This is a genomic window from Streptomyces sp. SID13031 (assembly GCF_010548305.1).
Taxonomy (GTDB): Bacteria; Actinomycetota; Actinomycetes; order Propionibacteriales; family Kribbellaceae; genus Kribbella.
Map to the genome: position 1 here is coordinate 208,155 of NZ_JAAGLV010000002.1, position 20,956 is coordinate 229,110.

23 protein-coding genes are annotated in these 20,956 nt (G+C 68.1%); 17 read left to right on the forward strand and 6 right to left on the reverse strand.

Features of this window, described 5'->3' with window-relative positions; all coding sequences use genetic code 11:
- The first annotated feature begins 3 nt into the window (after positions 1-3).
- From G3I17_RS05045 to G3I17_RS05065, 5 genes are read left to right on the forward strand one after another with little or no spacing between them, the layout of a single operon-like run.
- The gene (locus G3I17_RS05045) at positions 4-1,047 is read left to right on the forward strand and encodes an ABC transporter permease (RefSeq protein WP_164594556.1); all 1,044 of its coding nucleotides are present in this window, start codon (positions 4-6) and stop codon (positions 1,045-1,047) included.
- A complete protein-coding gene (locus tag G3I17_RS05050; protein ID WP_164594558.1) occupies positions 1,044-1,922 on the forward strand; it encodes an ATP-binding cassette domain-containing protein in 879 nt (292 codons plus the stop codon). The genes G3I17_RS05045 and G3I17_RS05050 overlap by 4 nt, the downstream gene beginning before the upstream one ends.
- Complete coding sequence (locus tag G3I17_RS05055; protein WP_164594560.1) at positions 1,919-2,932, forward strand: Gfo/Idh/MocA family oxidoreductase; 1,014 nt, start codon at positions 1,919-1,921, stop codon at positions 2,930-2,932. The genes G3I17_RS05050 and G3I17_RS05055 overlap by 4 nt, the downstream gene beginning before the upstream one ends.
- Positions 2,929-3,810, forward strand: coding sequence for a sugar phosphate isomerase/epimerase (locus G3I17_RS05060; protein WP_164594562.1), 882 nt, complete (start codon positions 2,929-2,931; stop codon positions 3,808-3,810). The genes G3I17_RS05055 and G3I17_RS05060 overlap by 4 nt, the downstream gene beginning before the upstream one ends.
- Positions 3,807-5,303: a CoA-acylating methylmalonate-semialdehyde dehydrogenase gene (locus tag G3I17_RS05065; RefSeq protein WP_164594565.1), complete on the forward strand. Its 1,497-nt coding sequence runs from the start codon at positions 3,807-3,809 to the stop codon at positions 5,301-5,303. Before G3I17_RS05060 ends, G3I17_RS05065 begins: the two co-directional genes overlap by 4 nt.
- A gap of 334 nt (positions 5,304-5,637) precedes the next feature.
- Here the strand turns inward: G3I17_RS05065 and G3I17_RS05070 are convergent, their stop codons facing one another.
- The 3 genes from G3I17_RS05070 to G3I17_RS05080 form a co-directional block, all read right to left on the reverse strand.
- Positions 5,638-6,639, reverse strand: coding sequence for a Gfo/Idh/MocA family oxidoreductase (locus G3I17_RS05070; protein WP_164594567.1), 1,002 nt, complete (start codon positions 6,637-6,639; stop codon positions 5,638-5,640).
- Between the two features lie 14 nt (positions 6,640-6,653).
- Entirely contained in the window at positions 6,654-7,793 is a 1,140-nt protein-coding gene (locus tag G3I17_RS05075; protein WP_164594570.1) for a phytanoyl-CoA dioxygenase family protein, read from the reverse strand.
- Positions 7,794-7,911: 118 nt separating this feature from the next.
- Positions 7,912-8,901: a LacI family DNA-binding transcriptional regulator gene (locus G3I17_RS05080; protein WP_343238208.1), complete on the reverse strand. Its 990-nt coding sequence runs from the start codon at positions 8,899-8,901 to the stop codon at positions 7,912-7,914.
- 166 nt (positions 8,902-9,067) lie between these two features.
- Here G3I17_RS05080 and G3I17_RS05085 point away from each other — a divergent pair, with 166 nt between their 5' ends.
- The 3 genes from G3I17_RS05085 to G3I17_RS05095 are packed head-to-tail and all read left to right on the forward strand — an operon-like array spanning position 9,068 to position 11,684.
- A complete protein-coding gene (locus G3I17_RS05085) occupies positions 9,068-10,105 on the forward strand; it encodes a Gfo/Idh/MocA family oxidoreductase (RefSeq protein WP_164594572.1) in 1,038 nt (345 codons plus the stop codon).
- Positions 10,102-10,887 (forward strand): TIM barrel protein, encoded by a 786-nt coding sequence (locus tag G3I17_RS05090; protein ID WP_343238209.1) that lies wholly within the window; start codon positions 10,102-10,104, stop codon positions 10,885-10,887. Before G3I17_RS05085 ends, G3I17_RS05090 begins: the two co-directional genes overlap by 4 nt.
- Before the next feature lie 53 nt (positions 10,888-10,940).
- Positions 10,941-11,684, forward strand: a complete 744-nt coding sequence (locus G3I17_RS05095; RefSeq protein ID WP_164594574.1) for a GntR family transcriptional regulator — start codon at positions 10,941-10,943, stop codon at positions 11,682-11,684.
- 27 nt (positions 11,685-11,711) lie between these two features.
- Here the strand turns inward: G3I17_RS05095 and G3I17_RS05100 are convergent, their stop codons facing one another.
- Positions 11,712-13,004 (reverse strand): hypothetical protein, encoded by a 1,293-nt coding sequence (locus G3I17_RS05100; protein WP_164594576.1) that lies wholly within the window; start codon positions 13,002-13,004, stop codon positions 11,712-11,714.
- Positions 13,005-13,017: 13 nt separating this feature from the next.
- On the reverse strand, positions 13,018-13,518 hold the full coding sequence (locus G3I17_RS05105; RefSeq protein WP_164594578.1) for a SigE family RNA polymerase sigma factor: 501 nt from the start codon (positions 13,516-13,518) through the stop codon (positions 13,018-13,020).
- A 202-nt stretch (positions 13,519-13,720) separates the two neighbouring features.
- Here G3I17_RS05105 and G3I17_RS05110 point away from each other — a divergent pair, with 202 nt between their 5' ends.
- The 8 genes from G3I17_RS05110 (at position 13,721) to G3I17_RS05145 (ending at position 19,316) form a co-directional block, all read left to right on the forward strand.
- Positions 13,721-14,998 (forward strand): ATPase, T2SS/T4P/T4SS family, encoded by a 1,278-nt coding sequence (locus tag G3I17_RS05110; RefSeq protein WP_164594580.1) that lies wholly within the window; start codon positions 13,721-13,723, stop codon positions 14,996-14,998.
- The gene (locus G3I17_RS05115) at positions 14,998-15,858 is read left to right on the forward strand and encodes a type II secretion system F family protein (protein ID WP_164594582.1); all 861 of its coding nucleotides are present in this window, start codon (positions 14,998-15,000) and stop codon (positions 15,856-15,858) included. Before G3I17_RS05110 ends, G3I17_RS05115 begins: the two co-directional genes overlap by 1 nt.
- Positions 15,855-16,793 carry a type II secretion system F family protein gene (locus tag G3I17_RS05120; protein ID WP_203589763.1) on the forward strand — a complete coding sequence of 313 codons (939 nt, stop codon included), beginning with the start codon at positions 15,855-15,857 and terminating at the stop codon, positions 16,791-16,793. Before G3I17_RS05115 ends, G3I17_RS05120 begins: the two co-directional genes overlap by 4 nt.
- Positions 16,794-16,807: 14 nt before the next feature.
- Positions 16,808-17,008, forward strand: coding sequence for a hypothetical protein (locus tag G3I17_RS05125; protein WP_164594584.1), 201 nt, complete (start codon positions 16,808-16,810; stop codon positions 17,006-17,008).
- 95 nt (positions 17,009-17,103) lie between these two features.
- The gene (locus G3I17_RS05130; RefSeq protein WP_203589764.1) at positions 17,104-17,454 is read left to right on the forward strand and encodes a TadE family protein; all 351 of its coding nucleotides are present in this window, start codon (positions 17,104-17,106) and stop codon (positions 17,452-17,454) included.
- Positions 17,451-17,903 (forward strand): hypothetical protein, encoded by a 453-nt coding sequence (locus tag G3I17_RS05135; protein WP_164594586.1) that lies wholly within the window; start codon positions 17,451-17,453, stop codon positions 17,901-17,903. Before G3I17_RS05130 ends, G3I17_RS05135 begins: the two co-directional genes overlap by 4 nt.
- 131 nt (positions 17,904-18,034) lie before the next feature.
- Positions 18,035-18,433 (forward strand): Tad domain-containing protein, encoded by a 399-nt coding sequence (locus G3I17_RS05140; RefSeq protein WP_164594588.1) that lies wholly within the window; start codon positions 18,035-18,037, stop codon positions 18,431-18,433.
- 88 nt (positions 18,434-18,521) lie between these two features.
- Positions 18,522-19,316: an SDR family oxidoreductase gene (locus G3I17_RS05145; RefSeq protein WP_164594590.1), complete on the forward strand. Its 795-nt coding sequence runs from the start codon at positions 18,522-18,524 to the stop codon at positions 19,314-19,316.
- A gap of 45 nt (positions 19,317-19,361) precedes the next feature.
- Here the strand turns inward: G3I17_RS05145 and G3I17_RS05150 are convergent, their stop codons facing one another.
- Positions 19,362-20,192 (reverse strand): NAD(P)H-binding protein, encoded by an 831-nt coding sequence (locus tag G3I17_RS05150; RefSeq protein ID WP_164594591.1) that lies wholly within the window; start codon positions 20,190-20,192, stop codon positions 19,362-19,364.
- A gap of 68 nt (positions 20,193-20,260) precedes the next feature.
- Here G3I17_RS05150 and G3I17_RS05155 point away from each other — a divergent pair, with 68 nt between their 5' ends.
- Positions 20,261-20,917 (forward strand): TetR/AcrR family transcriptional regulator, encoded by a 657-nt coding sequence (locus G3I17_RS05155; protein ID WP_203589765.1) that lies wholly within the window; start codon positions 20,261-20,263, stop codon positions 20,915-20,917.
- The last annotated feature ends 39 nt before the right edge of the window (positions 20,918-20,956 follow it).

Sequence of the window (20,956 nt, forward strand, 5' to 3'; positions counted from 1 at the left end):
ATCATGGCATCCACGCTGACGGCGCCGTCGACTCTTGACGACCGCGTCTCGACACGTTCGCTGGGCGCGCGGCTGCTCAGCCGGCCCGAGGTGGGATCGCTGGTCGGCGCCGTGGTCATCCTGGTGTTCTTCCTGATCGTCGCGCCGCCGTTCCGGCACGTCGCGACCACCGGCACGATCCTGTACCAGGCGGCGCTGATCGGCATGATGGCGGTGCCGGTGGCGCTGCTGATGATCGGCGGCGAGTTCGACCTGTCGGCCGGCGTCGCGGTCACCACGGCAGGCCTGACGGGTGGACTGTTCTCCTACCAGCTCAGTACCAACGTGTGGATCGGCGTCCTGGTGTCGCTGGTCGTCGCGGTGGCGGTCGGTGCGTTCAACGGCTGGCTGTTGATGAGAACCGGGTTGCCGAGCTTCCTGGTCACGCTCGGCACCTTCTTCATCCTGCAAGGCCTGAACCTCGGGGTCACCCGGGTGCTGTCCGGCACGGTCTCGTCGAACTCGATCAGCGACATGGACGGCTTCAGCTCGGCGCACGCCGTGTTCGCCTCCGAGTTCAAGATCGGCGGGCTGACCGTGAAGATCCTGATCGTCTGGTGGATCGTGTTCGTCGCGATCTCGACCTGGGTGCTGCTGAAGACGAAGATCGGCAACTGGATCTTCGCCGTCGGTGGCGACGCGGCGGCCGCTCGCGCGGTCGGTGTACCGGTCAAGCGGGTGAAGATCGGGCTGTTCGTCACGGTCGGATTCTTCGCCTGGTTCTCCGGGATGCATCTGCTCTTCAACCAGGCCGTCGTGCAGTCCGGCGAGGGTGTCGGCAAGGAGTTCATCTACATCATCGCCGCGGTGGTCGGCGGGTGTCTGCTGACCGGCGGCTACGGCTCGGTGATCGGGTCCGCGGTCGGCGCGCTGATCTTCGGGATGACCCAGCTCGGTGTCGTCTATGCGGGCTGGAACGCGGACTGGTTCAAGGCGTTCCTGGGCGTGATGTTGCTGCTGGCCACCATCGTCAACCTCGTCGTCAAGAAGAGGGCGGATCTGAGATGAGTACCACCGAGAAGTTTGCGGAAGAGGCGAGCACCAGCCCGACCACGCCGGTCGTCCATCTGGAGGACGTCGGTAAGAGCTACGGCAACGTGCACGCGCTGCGGGGTGTCTCCCTGGCGGTCAGGCAGGGCGAGATCACCTGCGTGCTCGGTGACAACGGCGCGGGCAAGTCGACGCTGATCAAGATCATCGCCGGCCTGCACGAGCACACCGACGGCATCTTGTCGGTGAACGGCGAGGCCCGGAAGTTCAGTTCGCCGCGGGAGTCGCTGGACAGTGGGATCGCCACTGTCTACCAGGACCTGGCGCTCGCGCCGCTGATGTCGGTCTGGCGGAACTTCTTCCTCGGCAACGAGGTCACCAAGACGTTCGGCCGGCTCGACATCCACCAGATGAAGCGGATCGCGCGGGAGGAGCTGACCAAGATGGGGATCTCGATCCCCAACCTGGAGCAGCCGGTCGGGATGCTGTCCGGCGGTCAGCGCCAGTGCATCGCGATCGCCCGGGCGATCTACTTCGGCGCCAAGGTGCTGATCCTGGACGAGCCGACGGCCGCACTCGGCGTCAAGCAGTCCGGGGTGGTGCTGAAGTACATCGTGAAGGCCCGTGACGCCGGGCTCGGCGTCGTCTTCATCACCCACAACCCGCACCACGCCTACCTGGTCGGGAACCACTTCGTCGTTCTCAAGCTGGGCCGGGTCGCGCTCGATACGCATCGCGCCGACATCACCCTGGAGCAGCTGACCAACGAGATGGCGGGTGGCTCCGAGCTGGAGGCACTCAGCCACGAGCTCCGCGGGATCAACGCGGAGACCGTGGTGGTACGCCCGGCCGACGGGCCGGTCAAGATCCAATCCCCACTGGAGAGCACATGACCCAGGACCTCAGGATCGGCATCATCGGTGTCGGAGCGATGGGCGCCGATCATGCCGAGCGGGTTGCCCGGCGAATCTCGGGCGCCCGGCTGGTCGCTGTGTCCGACCCGGACACGGCGCGCGCGGCGACGCTCGCCGCGGCGTTGGACGGCGTCCGGGTGATCGGGGACCCGCTGGCGCTGATCGGCGATGCCGAGGTGGATGCCGTCATCATCGCCTCGCCGGGCTTCGCGCACGCAGAGCAGTTGATGGCCTGCCTGGAGCACGTCAAGCCGGTGCTCTGCGAGAAGCCGCTGACGATGGACGCCGAGTCGTCGTTGCGCGTGGTCGAGGCGGAGCACAAGGTCGGCCGGCCGTTGATCCAGGTCGGGTTCATGCGCCGCTTCGACCCGGAGTACGCGCGGTTGAAGCAGTTGCTGGACTCCGGCGAGCTCGGCCGGACGCTGCTACTGCACAACGTGCACCGGAACAAGACGGTCCCGGCGACGTTCCGCAGCGAGATGATCGTGCGCGATTCCCTGGTGCACGAGGTCGACGTGGCGCGCTGGCTGTTCGGCGACGAGATCGTCAAGATCACCGTGCACGCCCCCAAGCCGACCAGCCTGGTCGCCGAGGGAGTGCTCGACCCGCAGTTCGCCGTGTTCGAGATGGCGAGTGGCGCGCTCGCCGACGTAGAGGTCTTCGTGAACTTCCAGGTCGGCTACGAGGTGCGTTGCGAGGCCGTCGCCGAGAAGGGCAGCGCGACGATCGGGCTCGGGGTCGACGTACTGACCAAGCAGGCCGGACACTGGGGTGGTGCGGTGCCGGACGACTTCCGGGTCCGCTTCGGGCTCGCGTACGACATCGAGGTCCAGCGCTGGGTGAACGCCGCGGCGAAGGGCGAGATCGACGGCCCGACGGCCTGGGACGGGTATGCCGCCGCCGCGGTCTGCACGGCCGGCGTGCAGTCCCTGCAGGAAGGCCGCCCGGTGGAGGTCGAGATGGTCAGCCGTAGCGAGGTCCTCGGGTGAAGCTGAGCCTCGATCCCTACATGTTCCGCAGTACTCCGCTGCTGGAGCTGCCCGCGCTGGTGGCGTCACTGGGCTACGAGTGGCTGGAGCTGTCCCCGCGGGACGACTTCCTGCCGTTCTTCAACCGTGCCCGGGTCGACGATGCCGGGGTTGCCGCCTTCAAGCGGGAGCTGCGAGCAGCAGGGGTCGGAGTCTCGTCGGTGCTGCCGCTCTACAAGTGGTCCGGCCCCGACGAGGACGAGCGGCAGGCGGCGGTCCGGTACTGGAAGCGCGCGATCCGGATCACCGCCGATCTCGGCGTCGATGTGATGAACACCGAGTTCAACGGCCGGCCGGAGCAGGCAGCCCGGAGCGAGGCGCAGTTCTGGCGCTCGCTGGAGGAGTTGCTGCCGGTGTTCGAGAGCGAAGGCGTCCGGCTGGTGCTCGAGCCGCACCCGGACGACTTCGAGGAGGACGGCAAAGCGGCCATCGACCTGATCCGCGGCATCAACAGCCCGCTGGTCAGCTTCCTGTACTGCGCGCCGCACACCTTCCACATGGGCAACGATGCCCCCGGCATCATCGCGTACGCCGGGAGCCTGCTGACCAACGTGCACGTCGCGGACTCGTTCGACCACACCGGGTCGTCCGGGTTGCGCTACATCGTCAACCCGCCCGGTTCGACCGTCCGGGTGCACCAGCACCTGGACATCGGCCAGGGCGAGGTCGACTTCGACGAGCTGTTCGCGAGCCTGGCCACGGCCGGTTTCGACGGCACCGTCACCGCCTGCGTCTTCGCCTGGGAGGAACGTGCCCGGGAATCGAGCACGTTCATGCGGGACAAGGTCACCTGCCTCATTGATGACGCAAGACTGAACAAGCAAGGGATGCAGCTGTGAGCATTGAGCGAATCACCCACCTGATCGGCGGAACCCCGTGGACGGGAGTCTCCGAACGCACCAGCAAGGTCTACAACCCGGCCACCGGCGAGCAGACCGGCGAGCTCGACCTGGCCTCGGCGGCGACCGTCGACGAGGTGGTGAAGGTCGCCCACGACGCGTCGAAGGCGTGGGGCAAGATCTCGCTCACCAAGCGCGCGCAGGTGCTGTTCGCCTTCCGTGAGCTGCTGAACGAGCGCAAGGAGGAGATCGCCGCGCTGATCACCGCCGAGCACGGCAAGGTGCTCTCGGACGCGCTCGGCGAGGTCACCCGCGGGCTCGAGGTGGTCGAGTTCGCGTGTGGCATCCCGCACCTGCTCAAGGGCGGCTTCAGCGAGAACGTCTCCACCAATGTCGACGTCTACTCGATCCGCCAGTCGCTCGGCGTGGTCGCGGTCATCTCGCCGTTCAACTTCCCGGCGATGGTGCCGCTGTGGTTCGTGCCGATCGCGATCGCCTGTGGCAACAGCGTGGTGATCAAGCCGTCCGAGAAGGACCCGTCCGCGGTGAACGCGGTGGCCGCGCTCTGGAAGGAAGCAGGGCTGCCCGAGGGCGTGATGAACGTCGTGCACGGTGACAAGGAGGCCGTCGACCGGCTGCTGGAGCACCCGGACGTCAAGGCCGTCTCGTTCGTCGGCTCGACGCCGATCGCGCGCTATGTCTACGAGACCGGCACCAAGAACGGCAAGCGCGTGCAGGCCCTCGGTGGCGCCAAGAACCACATGGTCGTGCTGCCGGACGCCGACCTCGATCTCGCCGCCGACGCCGCGGTCAACGCCGGCTTCGGCTCCGCGGGGGAGCGCTGCATGGCGATCTCCGCACTGGTCGCGGTCGAGCCCGTAGCGGACGACCTGATCGCCAAGATCCGCGAGCGGATGGTGACGCTGAAGACCGGCGACGGTACGCGTGGCTCCGACATGGGCCCGCTCGTCACCGGACCGCACCGCGACAAGGTGATCGGGTACGTCGAGGCAGGGGTCGAGGCCGGCGCGGAGCTGGCCGTCGACGGCCGCGAAGGTCCCTTCGACGGCGGTGACGACGGCTTCTGGCTCGGCCCGACGCTGTTCGACAAGGTCACCCCGGACATGTCGATCTACACCGACGAGATCTTCGGCCCGGTGCTCTCGGTCCTGCGCGTCACGTCGTACGACGCGGCGCTGGAGCTGGTCAACTCCAACCCGTACGGCAACGGCACGGCGATCTTCACCAACGACGGCGGCGCCGCCCGGCGGTACCAGACCGAGGTGGAGGTCGGCATGGTCGGCGTCAACGTGCCGATCCCGGTCCCGATGGCGTACTACTCGTTCGGCGGCTGGAAGAACTCGCTGTTCGGCGACACGCACGCGCACGGCACCGAGGGCGTGCACTTCTTCACCCGCGGCAAGGTCATCACCTCCCGCTGGCTGGACCCGTCGCACGGCGGCCTCAACCTCGGCTTCCCTACTCACGATTGAGCCCGACGCGTGACTGAGCCCGACGCGCGAGTGATCGGGCACTCCTGAGTGGTGACTACCCCAGTCGAGTCACCACTCAGGGACTCAACCTAACCGGTGGTCGACTACTCAGAGTGAGCTGAGATCGAGCCCGGACGGAGTTGCAACATGGCCGGTTCGAGGGAGAGCCGGTGGCGCGGACGTAGTACTGGACGGTTCCGTGACCCCCGTGGAGGAGTTCGCGGCAAGCTACGAGCGCCTGCTTGCGCCGCTCGCGGATGACGGGGTCGGGCTGGTCCTCATCGAGCCGTTCTTGTTGCGGCGGCCTGGTTGTAGCTGGTCGAGTGACTGCCCTCTAGAGAGTCGTAGTAGGTCGAGGCTGGAGGCCGGCTTCGCGGTAGCACGCGTCGATGAGCTCCATCGTGGCGTGCGCGTCGTCGGCGTCTGTGATGAGCGGAGTGCCGTTACGGAGGTGCGCGGTGAAGGCCTCCAGCTGGTACGTGTAGGAGGACTTGGTGCCCAGCCGCTCGACCCAGGTGTCTTCCTTGGTCTTCACCGTCACGCGGTCGTCCAGATGGGGCAGCACGAAGCTGGGCGCGAAGGCCTCGCCACGGGTGCCGATGATCCGCAGGCTGAAGTCGACGTCCTCACCCGCCATGCTGGTCCGCACTGCGCCGGTAGCGCCGTTGGGGAACACCAGGTCGGCGTTGAGCCACTCGTCTACACCAGGAAGACGCTTGCGCTCACCTGCCCGGGCACTCGCCAGCTTGGGCACACCGCCACCCCACGGAGCCAGCATGCGCTGCGCGTGGAGTGCGTAGCAGCCGACATCCATTACTGCTCCACCAGCGAGCGACAGCGACCAGCGCGGGTCGTCGTCGGCAGGTGGCGGCATCACCATCGTCGCCTCGACGTGCTGCAGCTCACCGAGCTCGCCCTTGGCCAACAGCTCGTGCAGCCGCCGCGTCACCGGGTGGAAGACGTAGTGGAAGCCCTCCATCAGTACTACGCCCTGCTGGCGCGCAGAGTCTCGTACCTGCGCTGCCTCGGCCGCGTTGCTCGCGGACGGCTTCTCGGTCAGCACATGCTTGCCCGCGGCAATCGCCCGGAGGTTCCACGGACCGTGCAACCCGTTGGCGAGCGGGTTGTAGATCGCCTCGACCTCGGGGTCGTCGATGACTGCTTGATAGCTGTCCAGGACCCGCTCCACGCCGTGCTCGGCGGCGAACGCCTCCGCACGGTCGGTATCCCGGGCCGCGACCGCGACCAGTCGGGTGCCGGTCAGCCGGGCCGGTTCGGCGATCGCCTTGCCCGCGATCCGGGCGGCGCCGAGGATTCCGATGCGAAGCGGTTCCATGCGTTCTCCCTTGCTCAGATGTCAGCCGTACTGCGGCGTACGGTGTGCTCGTCGAGGGCCTGCTGCAGCCGGATGTCGGGCCAGTCCTCGGCGAGGGCCTGGCGGACCAGGTCGGCCTGGGTCTGTGGGGCGAGGCCGCCGATCGGCCGGTCCCGGTCAAGGTTGGTCGGGAAAGCGTATCCCTCGGCGCTCGCGGCGATGACGTTGTCCAGATCGAAGGGGTCATCGTGCCGCAGAGAGCGCAGTACGGGATAGAGGGTGACCGCCATCCGGACCCGGTCGACGCTTTCCATCGCGCGGCCGAACGCGGACGAGAGCTGCAGCAGGTTCGCCATCCGGAGGATGTCCGCCGAGTGGTTGCTGCCGGCCGCGTGGAACAGTGCGGGGTTGAAGAACACCGCGTCGCCCTTGCTCAGCGGTAACTGCACGTGATTGGCGACGAAGTGCGCGCCGAACTCGGGTTGCCGCCAGGCGAGGTAGCCCAGCTCGTACTTGTGCGAGTGCGGCAGGTAGAGGGTCGGCCCGCTCTCCACCGGCATGGCACAGTGCGCGACGGCCCCTTGCAGCGTCAGCACGCTGGACAGCTTGTGCACATGAGCAGGGTATTGAGCCGCGACCTCGTTCGACTGGAAGCCGAGGTGGTAGTCGCGGTGCACCGTCTGACCTTCACCTCCCGGATTCACAACGTTCACCTGCGATGTGACCTGGTACGCCGGTCCGAGCCAGGCCTTCGCCGCCCACGCGAGCAGGTCGTTGGAGTAGTAGGCGGCGAAGACCTCGGGTGCCCTCAGGGCGAGCTTCTCCAGCGCGTTCCAGACCCGGTCGTTGGCGCCGGGCTTGGCGAAGTGGTCGCCGATGGCTTGGCCGGCCCGGTGCTGGTCGTCGATCATCGCGGCGAACTCGGCCGTTGTGGCATCGACCACCTCCTTGCCGAAGGCCCCTTTCAGGACGACGATGCCGGGGCCGCCGCTGAGCGCCTTGGCGAACTCGGCCTGGACCTCGCGCGGATCCTCCTTGCGGAGGCGTTCGGCGTCGTACAGCGGTACCTGCTGCTCGATCGCGTCAGCGAACGGGTAGTCGGCCGGGTTGGTCCGGTCCTCGAGAACCTTGAGCAGGTCGGGCAGGTGCGCGTCATCGGGGTTCAGCCAGGTCATCGGTGGGCTCCTTCGTGTCCCGACCGACAGGACATAGTCGGTTCTGGAGGGTTTGCAGGCGGTGGTCTGAGCGTGCGGGTCGACCGGCCGGGCGAGCATGTCCTGTCGCTCGGCACGGCTACTTCGTGCGCACTGGGGCCGTGGTGGAGCGGAGGATGAGGGTTGGGGGGATGACTGTTGTGGTGGTGGTTGGGGTGTTGGTCAGGCGGGATTGGGCTGTGGTGATGGCTTGGGTGGCTAGGGCGGGGGTGTTCTGGGCGATCGTGGTGAGGCTGATGTGGGGGAGGGCGGCGATGGTGGTGTTGTCGTAGCCGATGAGGGAGAGGGCTTCGGGGACCTCTATGGACGACTGGCGGATGGTGTCCAGGAAGCCGGTGGCCAGGCGGTCGTTGAAGAGGGTGACCGCGGTGACCGGTGGGGAGTCGTTCAGGAAGGTTTTGGCGGCATCGGCGCCGTCGGATTCGGTGCGGCCGCCTGGCTGGATCAGGGGATGGAGACCGGCCTTGCGCATGGCGTCGCGGTAGCCGGTACGGCGTTCTGCGGCGCCGGGGGATTTGGCGCCGTCGATGTGCAGGATGTGCGAGTGGCCCAACGCCAGCAGGTGTTCGACGGCCAGGCGTGAGCCCGTGGTGTCGTCTGTGCGTACTACGTCGACGCCGGCCGCGCGGACCTTGCGCCCGACCGCGATCACGGGCTGCGACTCGGCCAGGGCCGACAGCGCGGAGGGGGACAGCTGCGGACCCAGCAGGATCAGCGCCTCGCACCGGTAGTCGAGCAATGACTGGACCGCGCGCGACTCGTCCCGCGACGGCGCGACAGCACTCAGCGCGAGGTCGTAGCCGGCCGCCTCCGCAGCGGAGTACAGGGCTTCGACCAGGTCGCCGTGAAAAGGTGCCCGTACGTCGAATGTCACGCCCAGCAATCGTGTTCGGGTGCGACCGAGGAGGCGGGCGCGATGGTCTGGGCGGTAGCCGAGCTCGCTGCCGGCGGCCAGCACGCGCGCCCGGGTCGCATCACTCGCGCCGGCTGCGTCGCGGTAGACGATCGAGACGAGCGCACGGGACACCCCGGCGAGCCGGGCGACGTCCTCCATAGTGGCGCGGGGCACCGATACCTCCAGATGGAACGAAAACGATTACGCGGCAGAACCCTTGACGGAACCCATCAAACCAGTGTTCGCTAGCTCGTGACTAGAGCGCTCTAGTAGATGTTGCTACTACTAGTAGTTGCTCGTCACAACGGGGTACACGACACGCGTCATGAGGAGATCGACCATGCGTACCGATCATGGGCTGCAAGTCATCCGGATCGCGTTGATCGGTGCCGGCCGGATCGGCACCATGCACGCCGGCAACATCGCGCGCCGGGTCCCGGCCGCCGAGCTGGCCGCCGTGGTCGACCCGCGCCTCGACGCGGCCGAGAGCCTGGCGGCGAAGTACGACGCCAGACCGGCCGGTGACATCGACGACGTGCTGAAGGATCCCGAGATCGACGCCGTCGCGATCACCTCGATCGCGATGGTGCACAGCGAGCTCGTCGTCCGCGCCGCCGAGGCGGGCAAGGCGGTCTTCTGTGAGAAGCCGGCCTCCCTCGAGCTGGCTGAGATGGACCGCGCGATCCAGGCGACCAGACAGGCCGGCGTCGTCTTCCAGGTCGGCTTCAACCGCCGCTTCGCCCGCGACTTCGCGGCCGCCCACGCCGCCGTGGTGAAGGGCGAGATCGGTACTCCGCAACTGCTGCGCTCGGTCACCCGCGATCCCGGCTGGCCGGGAGGGATGACGCACGCGGCCGGGATCAAGCCCTGGACGATCTTCCGCGAGACCCTGATCCACGACTTCGACACGTTGCTCTGGCTCAACCCCGGCGCCCAGCCGGTCGAGGTCTACACCCGTGCCGACGCGCTGGTCGCCCCGCAGTACAAGGAGACCGGGCTGATCGACACGGCCGCCGTGATGCTCAGCTTCGACAACGGCGCGATCGCGACCGCCGAGGCGAACTTCTCCGCCCTCTACGGGTACGACGTACGCGGTGAGGTGTTCGGGTCGAAGGGCATGGTGACGGCCGGCCGGCACGCGAGCAGCCCGCTGGTGCAGTACGGCGAGCACGGCATCAGCCAGCAGACGCTCAGGAGCGACGAGGAGATGTTCGCCGACGCGTATGTCGCGGAGGTGTCCCAGTTCGCCGACGCGATCCGTACCGGCTCGACGCCGCCCGTCACCGGCGAGGACGCGCGCAACGCCCTGCGCGTCGCGCTGGCCGCGATGAAGTCCCACGAGGAGCACCGGCCGGTGCAGTTGCAGGAGATCGGGTGAGGCTCGCCGTCTGCGCCGAGATGGTCTTCACCGACCTGCCCTTCGTCAGCCGGGTCGAACGCATTCACGAGCGCGGCTTCGACGTCGAGATCTGGAACCACGGTGGCAAGGATGTCGACGCGCTGATCAGTACCGGCGCGACGTTCTCGTCGATGACTGGGTACGTCCGTGGCTCCCTCACGCACGACCAGGACGACCTGCTCAAGACGGCCGAGCAGACGATCGAGGTGGCGAAGCGGCTGGGCTGCCCACGGCTCAACCTGCACGGGACCGAGCTCGGCGAAGGCGGGTTGCCCGTCCTCCCGCAGTACGAGGTGACCGGTGAGATGTGGCTGGCGGCCGCGAAGACCCTGACGAGGCTGGCCGAGCTCGGCGCCGCCAACGAGGTGATGTTCGTGCTCGAGAACCTCAACACCCAGGTCGACCATCCAGGCGTCCCGTTCGCGAAGGCCGCCGACACGCTCGCGCTCGTCGCGGCCGTCGACCATCCCAACCTGCGCCTGATGCTCGACCTGTACCACGCCCAGATCGGCGAGGGGAATCTGATCGCCCTGCTCCGCGAAGCGGCTCCGTTCATCGGCGAGATCCAGGTCGCCGACGTGCCTGGCCGCTGCGAGCCGGGGACCGGTGAGATCAACTATCCGGCCATCGACGCGGCCCTGCGGGAGCTCGGGTATGCGGGCACGGTGGGTCTCGAAGCCTTTGCCCACAGCGATAGTGAGCTCGCGCTTAAGCGGTTCGGCCGCGCCTTCAGTGGCGCCGCCAGATTGGAAGAGATCTGATCAAATCCCCACTCCGACTCGACGGTGCGCCTTCGACACCCCAAGATGTGCCCATGAGCACCGTCCAGGTCAGCGTTGATCGCACCAGTCGCACCCCGCTTCACGTACAGCTCGCGCAGCAGCTCGAAGCGGCGATCCAGGGCGGTGACCTCCCGGTCGGTTCCCGGCTGAGCAACGAGGTGGACCTCGCAGAGGCGTACGGCCTGAGCCGTCCTACCGTCCGCCAGGCCATCGCCCGGCTGGTCGACCAGGGCCTGCTGGTCCGCAAGCGCGGCGTCGGCACCCAGGTGGTCGGCAACTCGGGTCAGGTCCGCCGCAGCCTCGAGCTGACCAGCCTGTACGACGACCTGGCCGCGGCGCATCGCAAGCCCCAGACGGAGGTACTGCGCTTCGGTATCGCCCCGGCGACCCCAGACGTCGCCGCAGCCCTCCAGTGCGAGCAGGGCGATCGCGTACTACGCCTGGAGCGGCTCCGTCGCGCTGATGGCGAGCCGCTGGCCCTGATGCGCAACTGGCTGCCGCCGGAGATGCTCGACACCGACCCGACCACCCTGGCCGAGCGCGGCCTGTACGAGCTGCTCCGGGCCGAGGGGGTCCGCCTGAAGGTGGCGCACCAGACCATCTCGGCCCAGCCGGCCACAGCAGAGCAAGCCCGGCTCCTCATGGAAGAGCCGGGCTACCCGCTGCTGGCGACCACACGGATCACCTACGACGACCACGGACGCGCAGTGGAGTACGGCTCCCACCTGTTCCGCGCCTCCCGCTACGCCTTCGAACACACCCTCGTCCACCGCTGACCGTCCGCGGCGGACGAGGGACGGTCACTACTTGTCCCCGGTGCCGGGGAACTCCCAGTCCGCGTCGGTGGCCATGCTCAGCAGTTCCTCGGTGCTGAAGGCCGGCTTCGCCCGTGTGTGCTTGGTGTCCTTCTCCTGCGGTGCGTTGTAGCTCGTCATGGCGATCATCCGGCCGTCTCGGTAGTGGACCTCGACGCGGCTCGAGAGGACCCCCTGGGCGGCCTGCCTCGCGTCGGAGTACACGGGCTCGTCCTTCGACCAGGTGGTCAGCGATCCGTCCTCGCGCACCCGGCAGTGAGGCAGGCCCTCGCCACACTTGGTCACCGGCCGCTCGTACGTCACCAGCACGTCGATCCGGGACAGCCCTTTGCCGTCGTCGACGACGTACGCCGCTCCGTTGAAACCGTTGGCGCCGCCGCCCCACGTCTCGGACCTGGTGAACTGCAGGGGCTTGGTCAGCACGCTCTTCAGCGTCTGCAGGGTCTGCGCCACCGGGACAGTCGGCTTGCCGGTGCCTGGACCAGGTCCCGCGGGCTGGCCGTTGCCGGCAGCCGGCGGGTACACCCACTGCTGGTCGTTCGCCAGCTTGGCCAGGTCAGCGGCGGAGAAGAGCGGGGTCGCCCGGGTCTTCGGGCCGGCCAGGTCGTTGCGCGCGTTGTAGCTGTAGATGGCGATCGTCGTACCGTCGGCGCGGACGATGTCGACGACGGTCACCCGCACGCCGGCCGGGTTCTTGTCCAGCTCGTACGGGAAGATCAGCTCGTTCGTGTAGTGGCTGGTCATGGTCCCGTCCTTGGAGACCGTGCAGGTGCCGTGGATACCGGCGCAGCTGACCAGGTTGGGTTTGGCGTTCATCATCAGGACCTCGACCAGCGAGGCGCCTTTGCCGTCGTCGACGACGACCGAGGCCTTGAAGACGCCGTTGACGGTGCCGATCTTCGGTGCGGACTGCTGGAGGTTCGCCGGGACGACCTTCCGCAGCGTGGCCAGCGTCGTGGCCGGGCTGGCCGACTTCGAGACCTGCCGGGTGGCGGTGGGCGGTGCGGTGGTCGTCGTGGTGGTCGTAGTGGTCGTGTCGGCGGTACTGGCCGCCGGTGCCTGCTTCGCCGAGGCGCCGTCGAAGATCTGGGTGCCGGCGGCGATGATGCCGGCCGTGGCCAGGACCGCGGTGGCGCTGCTGAGGCTGATCAGAGCGGTCCGGCGGCGGCGCAGGACGGCGCCCCGGGCCATCCCGCGTTCGACCAGGTCGGTGGACTCGGGCTCGAGGTTCTCGGTGGCCCGGCGCATCAGCTCGGGCAGGGTGTCGTTCAGGTTGATCATCGGTTCCTTCTTGTCAGAGAGCGATCAGGTGGTCGACGTCCGTGCCCAGGACGGCGCGCAGCCGCTCCAGAGCTCGTGACGTCCTGGTCCTGATCGCACCGGCGTTCTTGCCCAGATCCAGCGCGACCTGCTCGACGCTGCGATCTTCGAAGAACCGCAGCACCAGCACCGCACGATCCAGGGGCGACAACTCGGCCAGCGCGTTCTGCAGCGAGATCCGCAGGGCCGAATCGTTCGGCCGGTCGGCCTGGTCCGGCATCGACGAGGTCGGTCGCTCGCTCCAGCTGCGCCGGCGCCGTTGCGAGATGAAGGTCCGGGCGAGCACCGTCTGCGCGTACGCCGGCGGGTTCTCGATCCGCTGCAGGCCCTGCCAGGCCCGGAACATCTTCGCGAGCGTCTCCTGCACCAGGTCCTCGGCGTGGTGCCGGTCGCCGGTCAGCAGCCAAGCCGTTCGATACAACTGCGGTGTTCGCGCTCTGGCGAACTCCTCGAAGTCGTCCGTGGTAGATCGCATCCCGGCCTCTCCGTCGTGGTCTCACCCTGTACGACGCCCCGTCCCGCCACCGGCGTTACACCCTGAGTCTCCCCGCCGAAGGTGTCTCACTGAGAGTTATCCACAGATCGCCGGGGTGGGCTTGGCGTCGAGGAGCCTTGCTTGAGAGACTGTCACTCAGGGTGATCACGTGATCGCCGACCGAGATGCTCACGGGGAGACGATGACAGCCGACAGAGTTGCCCCGCGCCGGTCCGGCTGGAGCGACGCGGTTGAGCTGATCGACGCCCAGGTCCGTGACTTGGTCCGCCGCGAGGGCATCGATCCACTGCGCAACCCCGGCGCGGTGAACACGATCGTGGCGACGGTCGTCAAGGAGTACGACGAGCGCAGCCTGACCGGCATCGTGCCGCCGATCGGCGACGTCGAGGCGGTCAGCCGCGAGGTGCACGACCGGGTGGCCGGGTTCGGCCCGCTGCAGCGCTATCTCGCCGACCCCGCGGTCGAGGAGATCTGGATCAACGAGCCGAGCCGCGTCTTCATCGCCCGGGAGGGACGGCACGAGCTGACCACCACGGTGCTGACCGAGGAGGAGGTCAGTGACCTGGTCGAGCGGATGCTCAAGACGACCGGGCGCCGGATCGACGTCTCGCAGCCGTTCACGGACGCGCGACTACCGGACGGCAGCCGGGTGCACATCGTGCTCGGCGGCATCACCCAACGGTATGCGGCGATCAACATCCGCAAATTCACCGTCCGCGCGACCCGGCTGGCCGACCTGGTCTCCTTGGGCTCGCTGACCCCGCACGCGGCCGCGGTGCTCGACGCCGCCGTCGCCTGTGGTCTCAACATCCTCGTCTCCGGCGGCACTCAGGCGGGCAAGACGACGATGCTGAACGCGTTGTCCGGCTCGATCCCCGGCAGTGAGCGGGTGATCAGCTGCGAAGAGGTCTTCGAGATCAAGCTGCCGATCCCGGACTGGGTCTCGATGCAAACCCGGCAGGCCGGTCTGGAAGGCACTGGCGAGGTCCGGCTGCGCGACCTGGTCAAGGAGTCGCTGCGGATGCGCCCGAGCCGGGTGATCGTCGGTGAGGTCCGCGGTGAGGAGTGCCTCGACCTCCTCCTCGCTCTGAACAGCGGATTGCCTGGCATGTGCACGATCCACGCCAACTCGGCCCGCGAAGCACTGACCAAGATGTGCACGCTGCCACTGCTGGCGGGGGAGAACATCGGCTCAAGGTTCGTACTACCGACTGTCGCGGGGTGTGTCGACCTGGTCGTGCACCTCGGGATCGCGCACGACGGTCAGCGCCGGGTGCGCGAGATCCTCGCCGTGAGCGGCCGGATCGAAGGCGAGGCGATCGAGACCGAGCATCTGTTCGCCACCGTTGACGGTCAGTTGCGCCGCGCCGAAGGTCAGTTGCCGCACCCCGAGCGCTTCACCCAACGCGGGTACTCGCCGGCCGGGTTGCTCACCGAACTGCCGCGAGGAGTGGCCTGATGGGACTCCTGCTGGGCCTGTTCTTCGGGATCGGCGTGCTGCTGATCAGCTGGGCCGTCATCTCGCCGCGCGAGACCAAGGTCAGTACGGACGGACGCCTGACCGCACGCAGCCGTGACCTGCTCGCCGCCGCCGGAGTCGAAGGGGTGACACCGGCCGCGTTCATCGGTGCCTGTGCCATCACCGGCTTTGTCGGGTTCGTCGTGATGTTCCTGGTGTCGGCCGCTTTGCCGATCGGGCTGGTCTTCGGGGTGATGGCCGGGAGCGTGCCGGTCGCCTTGCTGAAGAGCCGTGCCCGCAAACGGCTGGCCGAGTTCCGCGAGCTGTGGCCTGACGTGGTCGACAACGTCGCCTCCGCAGTACGGGCCGGGTTGTCGTTGTCCGAGGCGCTCGCCCAGGTTGGCGAGCGGGGGCCGTTGCCGTTGCGGGAGCCGTTCCGCCGGTTCGGGTCGGACTATGCGTCGACGGGGCGGTTCGCGGATTCGCTCGACCGGTTGAAGGCGCGGCTCGCCGATCCGGTCGGCGACCGGGTGATCGAGGCGCTGCGGATCGCCCGCGAGGTCGGCGGTGGCGATCTGGGCCGGTTGCTGCGGTCGTTGTCGAGCTTCCTGCGCGACGACGCGCGGACCAGATCCGAGCTGGAGGCACGGCAGTCCTGGTCGGTGAACGGCGCCCGCGTCGCCGTTGCCGCGCCCTGGCTGGTGCTGGCGATGCTCTCCTTCCAGGGCGACGTGATCCAGCGCTACAACTCACCGGTCGGTGCCTTGATCATCGGCGTCGGTGCTGTCGTCTGCGTCATCGCGTACCGGCTGATGCTGCGCATTGGCCGACTGCCTGAGCCAGAGCGGGTGCTGCGATGAGTCCGATGCTTCTGGGGGCTTTCCTCGGTGCGCTGCTCGGTGGCGGTCTGCTGCTGGTGCTGCGCCGCCTGCCCTTCTTGCGCAAGCCGTCGGTCGACGACCGGATCGGGCCGTACCTGCGCGACATCGGTGGCTCGGACGTTTTCCTCGGCGTGGTGAACTCGGGCTCGCCGTTCTACGCGATCGTCCGGTTGTTCGGTCCCTTGCTGCGGACCGGCGCGGTGCGGCTGGAGCGGATCCTCGGCGGGTCGGTGTCGATCCGGCGACGACTGGCGCGGGCCGGAATCGACCGTACCGTTGAGGAATTCCGGATCGAGCAGGTGCTGTGGGGCACGGCCGGGTTCGGCGTCGGCCTGCTGACCGCTTTGATCGCGCTGTCGCTGGGCTTCGGCAACCCGATCGGCCTGCTCGTCCTGTGCTGCTTCCTCGCGGTCATCGGCGTACTGGCCCGCGACACCTATCTGACCAGCCAGGTGAGCCGCCGCGAGCGCCGTCTGCTGGCCGAGCTGCCGACGGTCGCCGAGTTGCTCGCCCTGTCGGTGGCTGCGGGCGAAGGTCCTGCCGCCGCGCTCGACCGGGTCGCGAGATCGTGCCGCGGTGAGCTGGCCGACGAACTGCAACGAGTGCTCGCCGAGACCCGCGCGGGTGACCCGTTGGTGCGGGCGCTCGACGCGTTGGCGGACCGCAGCGGGCTGGTCGCGTTGTCCCGCTTCGCCGACGGTCTCGCCGTCGCGCTCGAACGAGGTACGCCGCTGGCCGACGTACTGCGGGCCCAGGCGGGTGACATCCGGGAGGCCAGCCGTCGTGAGCTGATCGAGTCGGGTGCCCGCCGGGAGGTCGCCATGATGATTCCGGTGGTGTTTCTCGTGCTCCCGGTGACCATTGCCTTCGCCTTCTATCCGGGCGCTGTCGGGATCCGGCTGATCGCCGGATGACTTGAGGAGATGCCATGTCCCTGCTGATGACCAGACTTTTCGTAGCGCTGGTGACCAAGCCCAGACCGGCCGCGAAGGAACGCGGTGACGTTCCCGGCTGGGTGCTGATCACCGTGATGACCGCCGGCCTGGTGGTCGCGATCTGGGCGCTGGCCGCCGACCAGCTCAAGGAAATGCTCGAAAAGGCCTTGGACTCGGTCTCCAACAAGAAGTGATCCCCTCCGGTCTCGACGCTCCGCCGCCGCTCCCTGGGCGCGACGCGGCGCTGAGGCCTGCCCTTGCGCGCCGGGATGAGCGAGGGACTGCCGTCGTGGACTTCGTCATGGTGGCGATGCTTGTCGTGCCGCTGTTCCTGGGGATCCTGCAGGTGGGGTTGTTCCTGTACGTGCGGAACACGATCGCGGCGGCGGCCTCCGAGGGAGCGCACTATGCGGCGGTGATCAACCGCGAGCCGGGGGATGGCGAGGCGCGGACGCGGGAGCTGGTCAACGGCGTGGTGCGCAACGAGTTGATCGACTCGGTCGAGGCGCAGACGACGGACGTGGACGGGCAACCCGGCGTACTGGTGGTGGTGAAGGCGCACATGCCGCCGCTGGGGTTGTGGGGGCCGGGGATCGACTTCACCGTCGAGGGACACGCGATCAAGGAGACCGGCGAATGACCCGCCGCGATCGAGGTGAGCACGGTAGTGCGGTGGTGGAGTTTTCGTGGTTGGCGTTGTTGTTGATGGTGCCGTTGATCTACGTGATGCTGGGCGTTTTCGACGTCCAGCGGGCTTCGTACGGCGCGACTGCCGCAACTCGGGCGGCGGGGCGGGCGTTCATCATCGTGCCGGCGGGACTGTCGGAGGAGGACGCCCGGGAGCGCGCCTTCGAGGCGGCGCGGTTGGCGATGAAGGACCAGGGGATGGACCTGACCGCCGACCAGCTGAAGATCACCTGCGACCCCGCGTGCCTGCAGCCGGGCTCCACTGTCACCGTCGAGCTCGATGCCGAGGTGCCGCTGCCGCTCATCCCCGACGCGCTCGGCGGGGAGCGCCCGGCGATCCACATCAACGCGTCGCACACCGAGCCGTACGGCGACTACCGCGAAGCCAAGGGCAACGGATGACACCGCAGCCGAACACCGCTGCCCGACGGTGGACTGGCGACGAGCGCGCACGAAGGCGGCGCGGCGAAGTACGGCCACGAGAGCGGCGCGGTGGGGAGAGGTCGTGGAGGAGGCGTGGCGAGGAAGGGCAGATGACGGTGCTCATCATCGGGTTCACCGCGGTGGTGCTGATGATGATCGTCGTCGTGACCGACATCTCGAAGGTCTTCCTGGTCCGCCGCGATCTCGACGCGACGGCCGACGGCGCAGTGCTCGCCGCGGCCAACGGGCTGGCGGCGATCTATGCGCAGCCCAGTGGCGAGGGCAATGCCGAGATCGACGCTGACCAGGCGCGCCGGCTGACCGCGGAGTACCTGGATTCCGTTGGCGCAAGCAACCGTTTCGACGGGCTGGACTGGTCTGCCGACGTCACCGGTACGACCGTGACAGTCACCTTGACCTCCACGGTCGACCTCCCCTTCGAGCCGCCCGGCTGGCAGGGCTCGGCCGACATCGCTGCCGATGCCGCCGCCGTAGTACCGATTCGGTGAGCACGCTTCGCCAAACGCCTAGGGCCAGCTCGGTGATCTGCCGCCGGTCTCCGGCGGCGGGTGCATGGCGTGGGGCACAGTAGATGCCATGGACATCGATCTGGCCGGGCGGCGTGCGTTGGTTTCGGGTTCCAGTCAAGGGATCGGGCTGGCGATCGCCACCGAGCTGGCGCGCTCGGGCGCAGCGGTCGTGGTCAACGGACGCGGCCAGGAGAAGACCGAGCAGGCCGCGGAGGAGGTCCGTCGGCAGGTACCGGATGCCGAGGTGACCGCCGTCGCGGCCGACCTGGCGTCGGGAGCCGGCGCCGACGAGTTGTTCGCTGCCGTCGGCGACCTCGACATCCTCGTCAACAACCTCGGGATCTTCGGCGCGAAGCCGGTGCTGGAGATCGACGACGACGAGTGGCGCCGGTACTTCGAGGTGAATGTGCTGTCGGCCGTCCGGCTGACCCGGCACTACCTGCCGGGGATGATGGAGCGCGAGTTCGGCCGGGTGATGAATATCGCGAGCGACTCGGCCGTGGTCACACCGCTCGAGATGGTGCATTACGGCGTCACGAAGACCGCGATGCTCGCCGTGACGCGCGGATTCGCGAAGGCAGCGGCTGGTACCGGCGTCACGGTCAACTCGGTGATGGCCGGCCCGACGCACACCCCTGGTGTCGAGGACTTCGTCGGCGAGTTGGTCGGCGACGAGCTGCCCTGGGACGAGGCGCAACGCCAGTTCATGAAGGAGCACCGGCCGTACTCGCTCATCCAGCGCCTGATCGAGCCCCCGGAGATCGGCCACATGGTCGTCTACCTGAGCTCCACCCAAGCCTCCGCCACCACCGGCGGCGCCATCCGGGTAGACGGCGGCTACATCGACTCGATTCTCCCTTAGTACTACCAAAGCTCAACTGGTGTAGACGGTTAGTACTACGAGAGGTCAGCTGGTGTAGACGGTCGGGTTGTCGTGGAGCCACGTGGTGAAGGTGCGGCCGGAGTGACCGGTGACGAGTTCGACCGAGGGCTCCACGGGGTGGGGGCTGCCGACCCGGGATGCCCAGTAGGCCATCAGTGAGGCGAGCTGGGCCGGGTTGCGCATGACGGCCGACATCTCTTCGAGGGCCTGGTCCGGAGTGAGGTCGACCGCTTCGATCGGTACGCCGGTGTGCTCGGTGATCAGCTCGATCTGGTGGCGCCGGGTCATCGATTCGGGGCCGGTCAGCGGATAGGCGAGACCGTTGTGGTTGCCGCTGGGACCGTCCAGCAGGACCTCGAGAGCCACGTCGGCGATGTCCTGCTCGTGGATCGGGGCTTCCTCGGCATCCAGGTACGGGATCCGGATCTGACCGGTGGCACGGACCTGGTACGACCAGTAGATCGCGTTCGACATGAACGTGCCGGGCTGCAGCCGGGTGGTGGCGTAGTCGCCGCCGGCGATGACTCGCTCGGTCGCGGCGTGCGGGTCACCGGCGGCGTGCTCGTTGTCGGCCTGGGAGGACAGTGACGAGAGCAGGACGACCTGCTTGACGCCTGCGTTCTCGGCGGCCTCGACGAAGAGCTCGGCGGTCGACGGATCGGAGTACAGGAAGACCTGGGAGATGCCGTCGAGGGCGTTGGCCAGGGAGACCGGGTGGGCCGGGTTGAGGGCGATGGCGCCGGGGAGGTCGGCGGGCTCGCGGCTGGCGACGCGGACGTCGCGACCGGCGGCGACGAGACCCGCGTGGACGGCCCGGGCGATCTTGCCGCGGCCGCCGGTGATCAGGATTTTCATGTACTAGCTCCAAGAATGTAGTGACTACAATGATGGATGAAGTAAAACATAGCCGCTAAGCTCTGTCCATGACGACGGAGGAGCCCGGGCGGCGGGAGCGGAAGAAGCTGCAGACGCGGCAGCTGATCTCGGACGCGGCGACCACGCTGTTCATCGAGCGCGGGTTCGACCACGTCACCGTCGCCGAGGTCGCGAAGGCGGCCGACGTCGCCGTCCAGACGGTCTTCAACCACTTCCCGGCGAAGGAGGATCTGTTCTTCGACGAGCAGGGCTGGTGGCTCGGGCCGGCCCAGACGATCCGGGAGGCGCCGCCCAGCACCGGGGCGAGTGGGGCGAGTGGGCTGGCCGACGTGCTCGAGGCGCTCGAGCAGCACTACCTGAACGGGATCCGGCTGCGACTGCAGTCCGGTCACCTGGCCACCTGGAAGGCCTTCTCCCGGACCATCGAGGAGAGCCCGGCGCTGCTCGCCCGGCGCCGCAAGAACGCCGAGGAGATGGAGACGCTGATGGTCGAGGCGCTCCAGGAGCGGGATCCGCGGCTGACCGGATTGCCCGCCCAGCTGATCGCAGCGCAGTACGCGGCGGCCCAGAAAGTACTGGAAGCAGAGCTCGCCCGGGTCCTGCCCGAGCATCCTGACAGCAGTCAAGTGGCCGATGCCGAAAAAGCTCTGGAGCAGGCCGTCGCCGTCGCGTTCGGCGCCCTGAAACACGGCCTGCAGGTCTGACCGGCCGCGGTCGGCGACAATGGATTCCCGGCCTGCGAC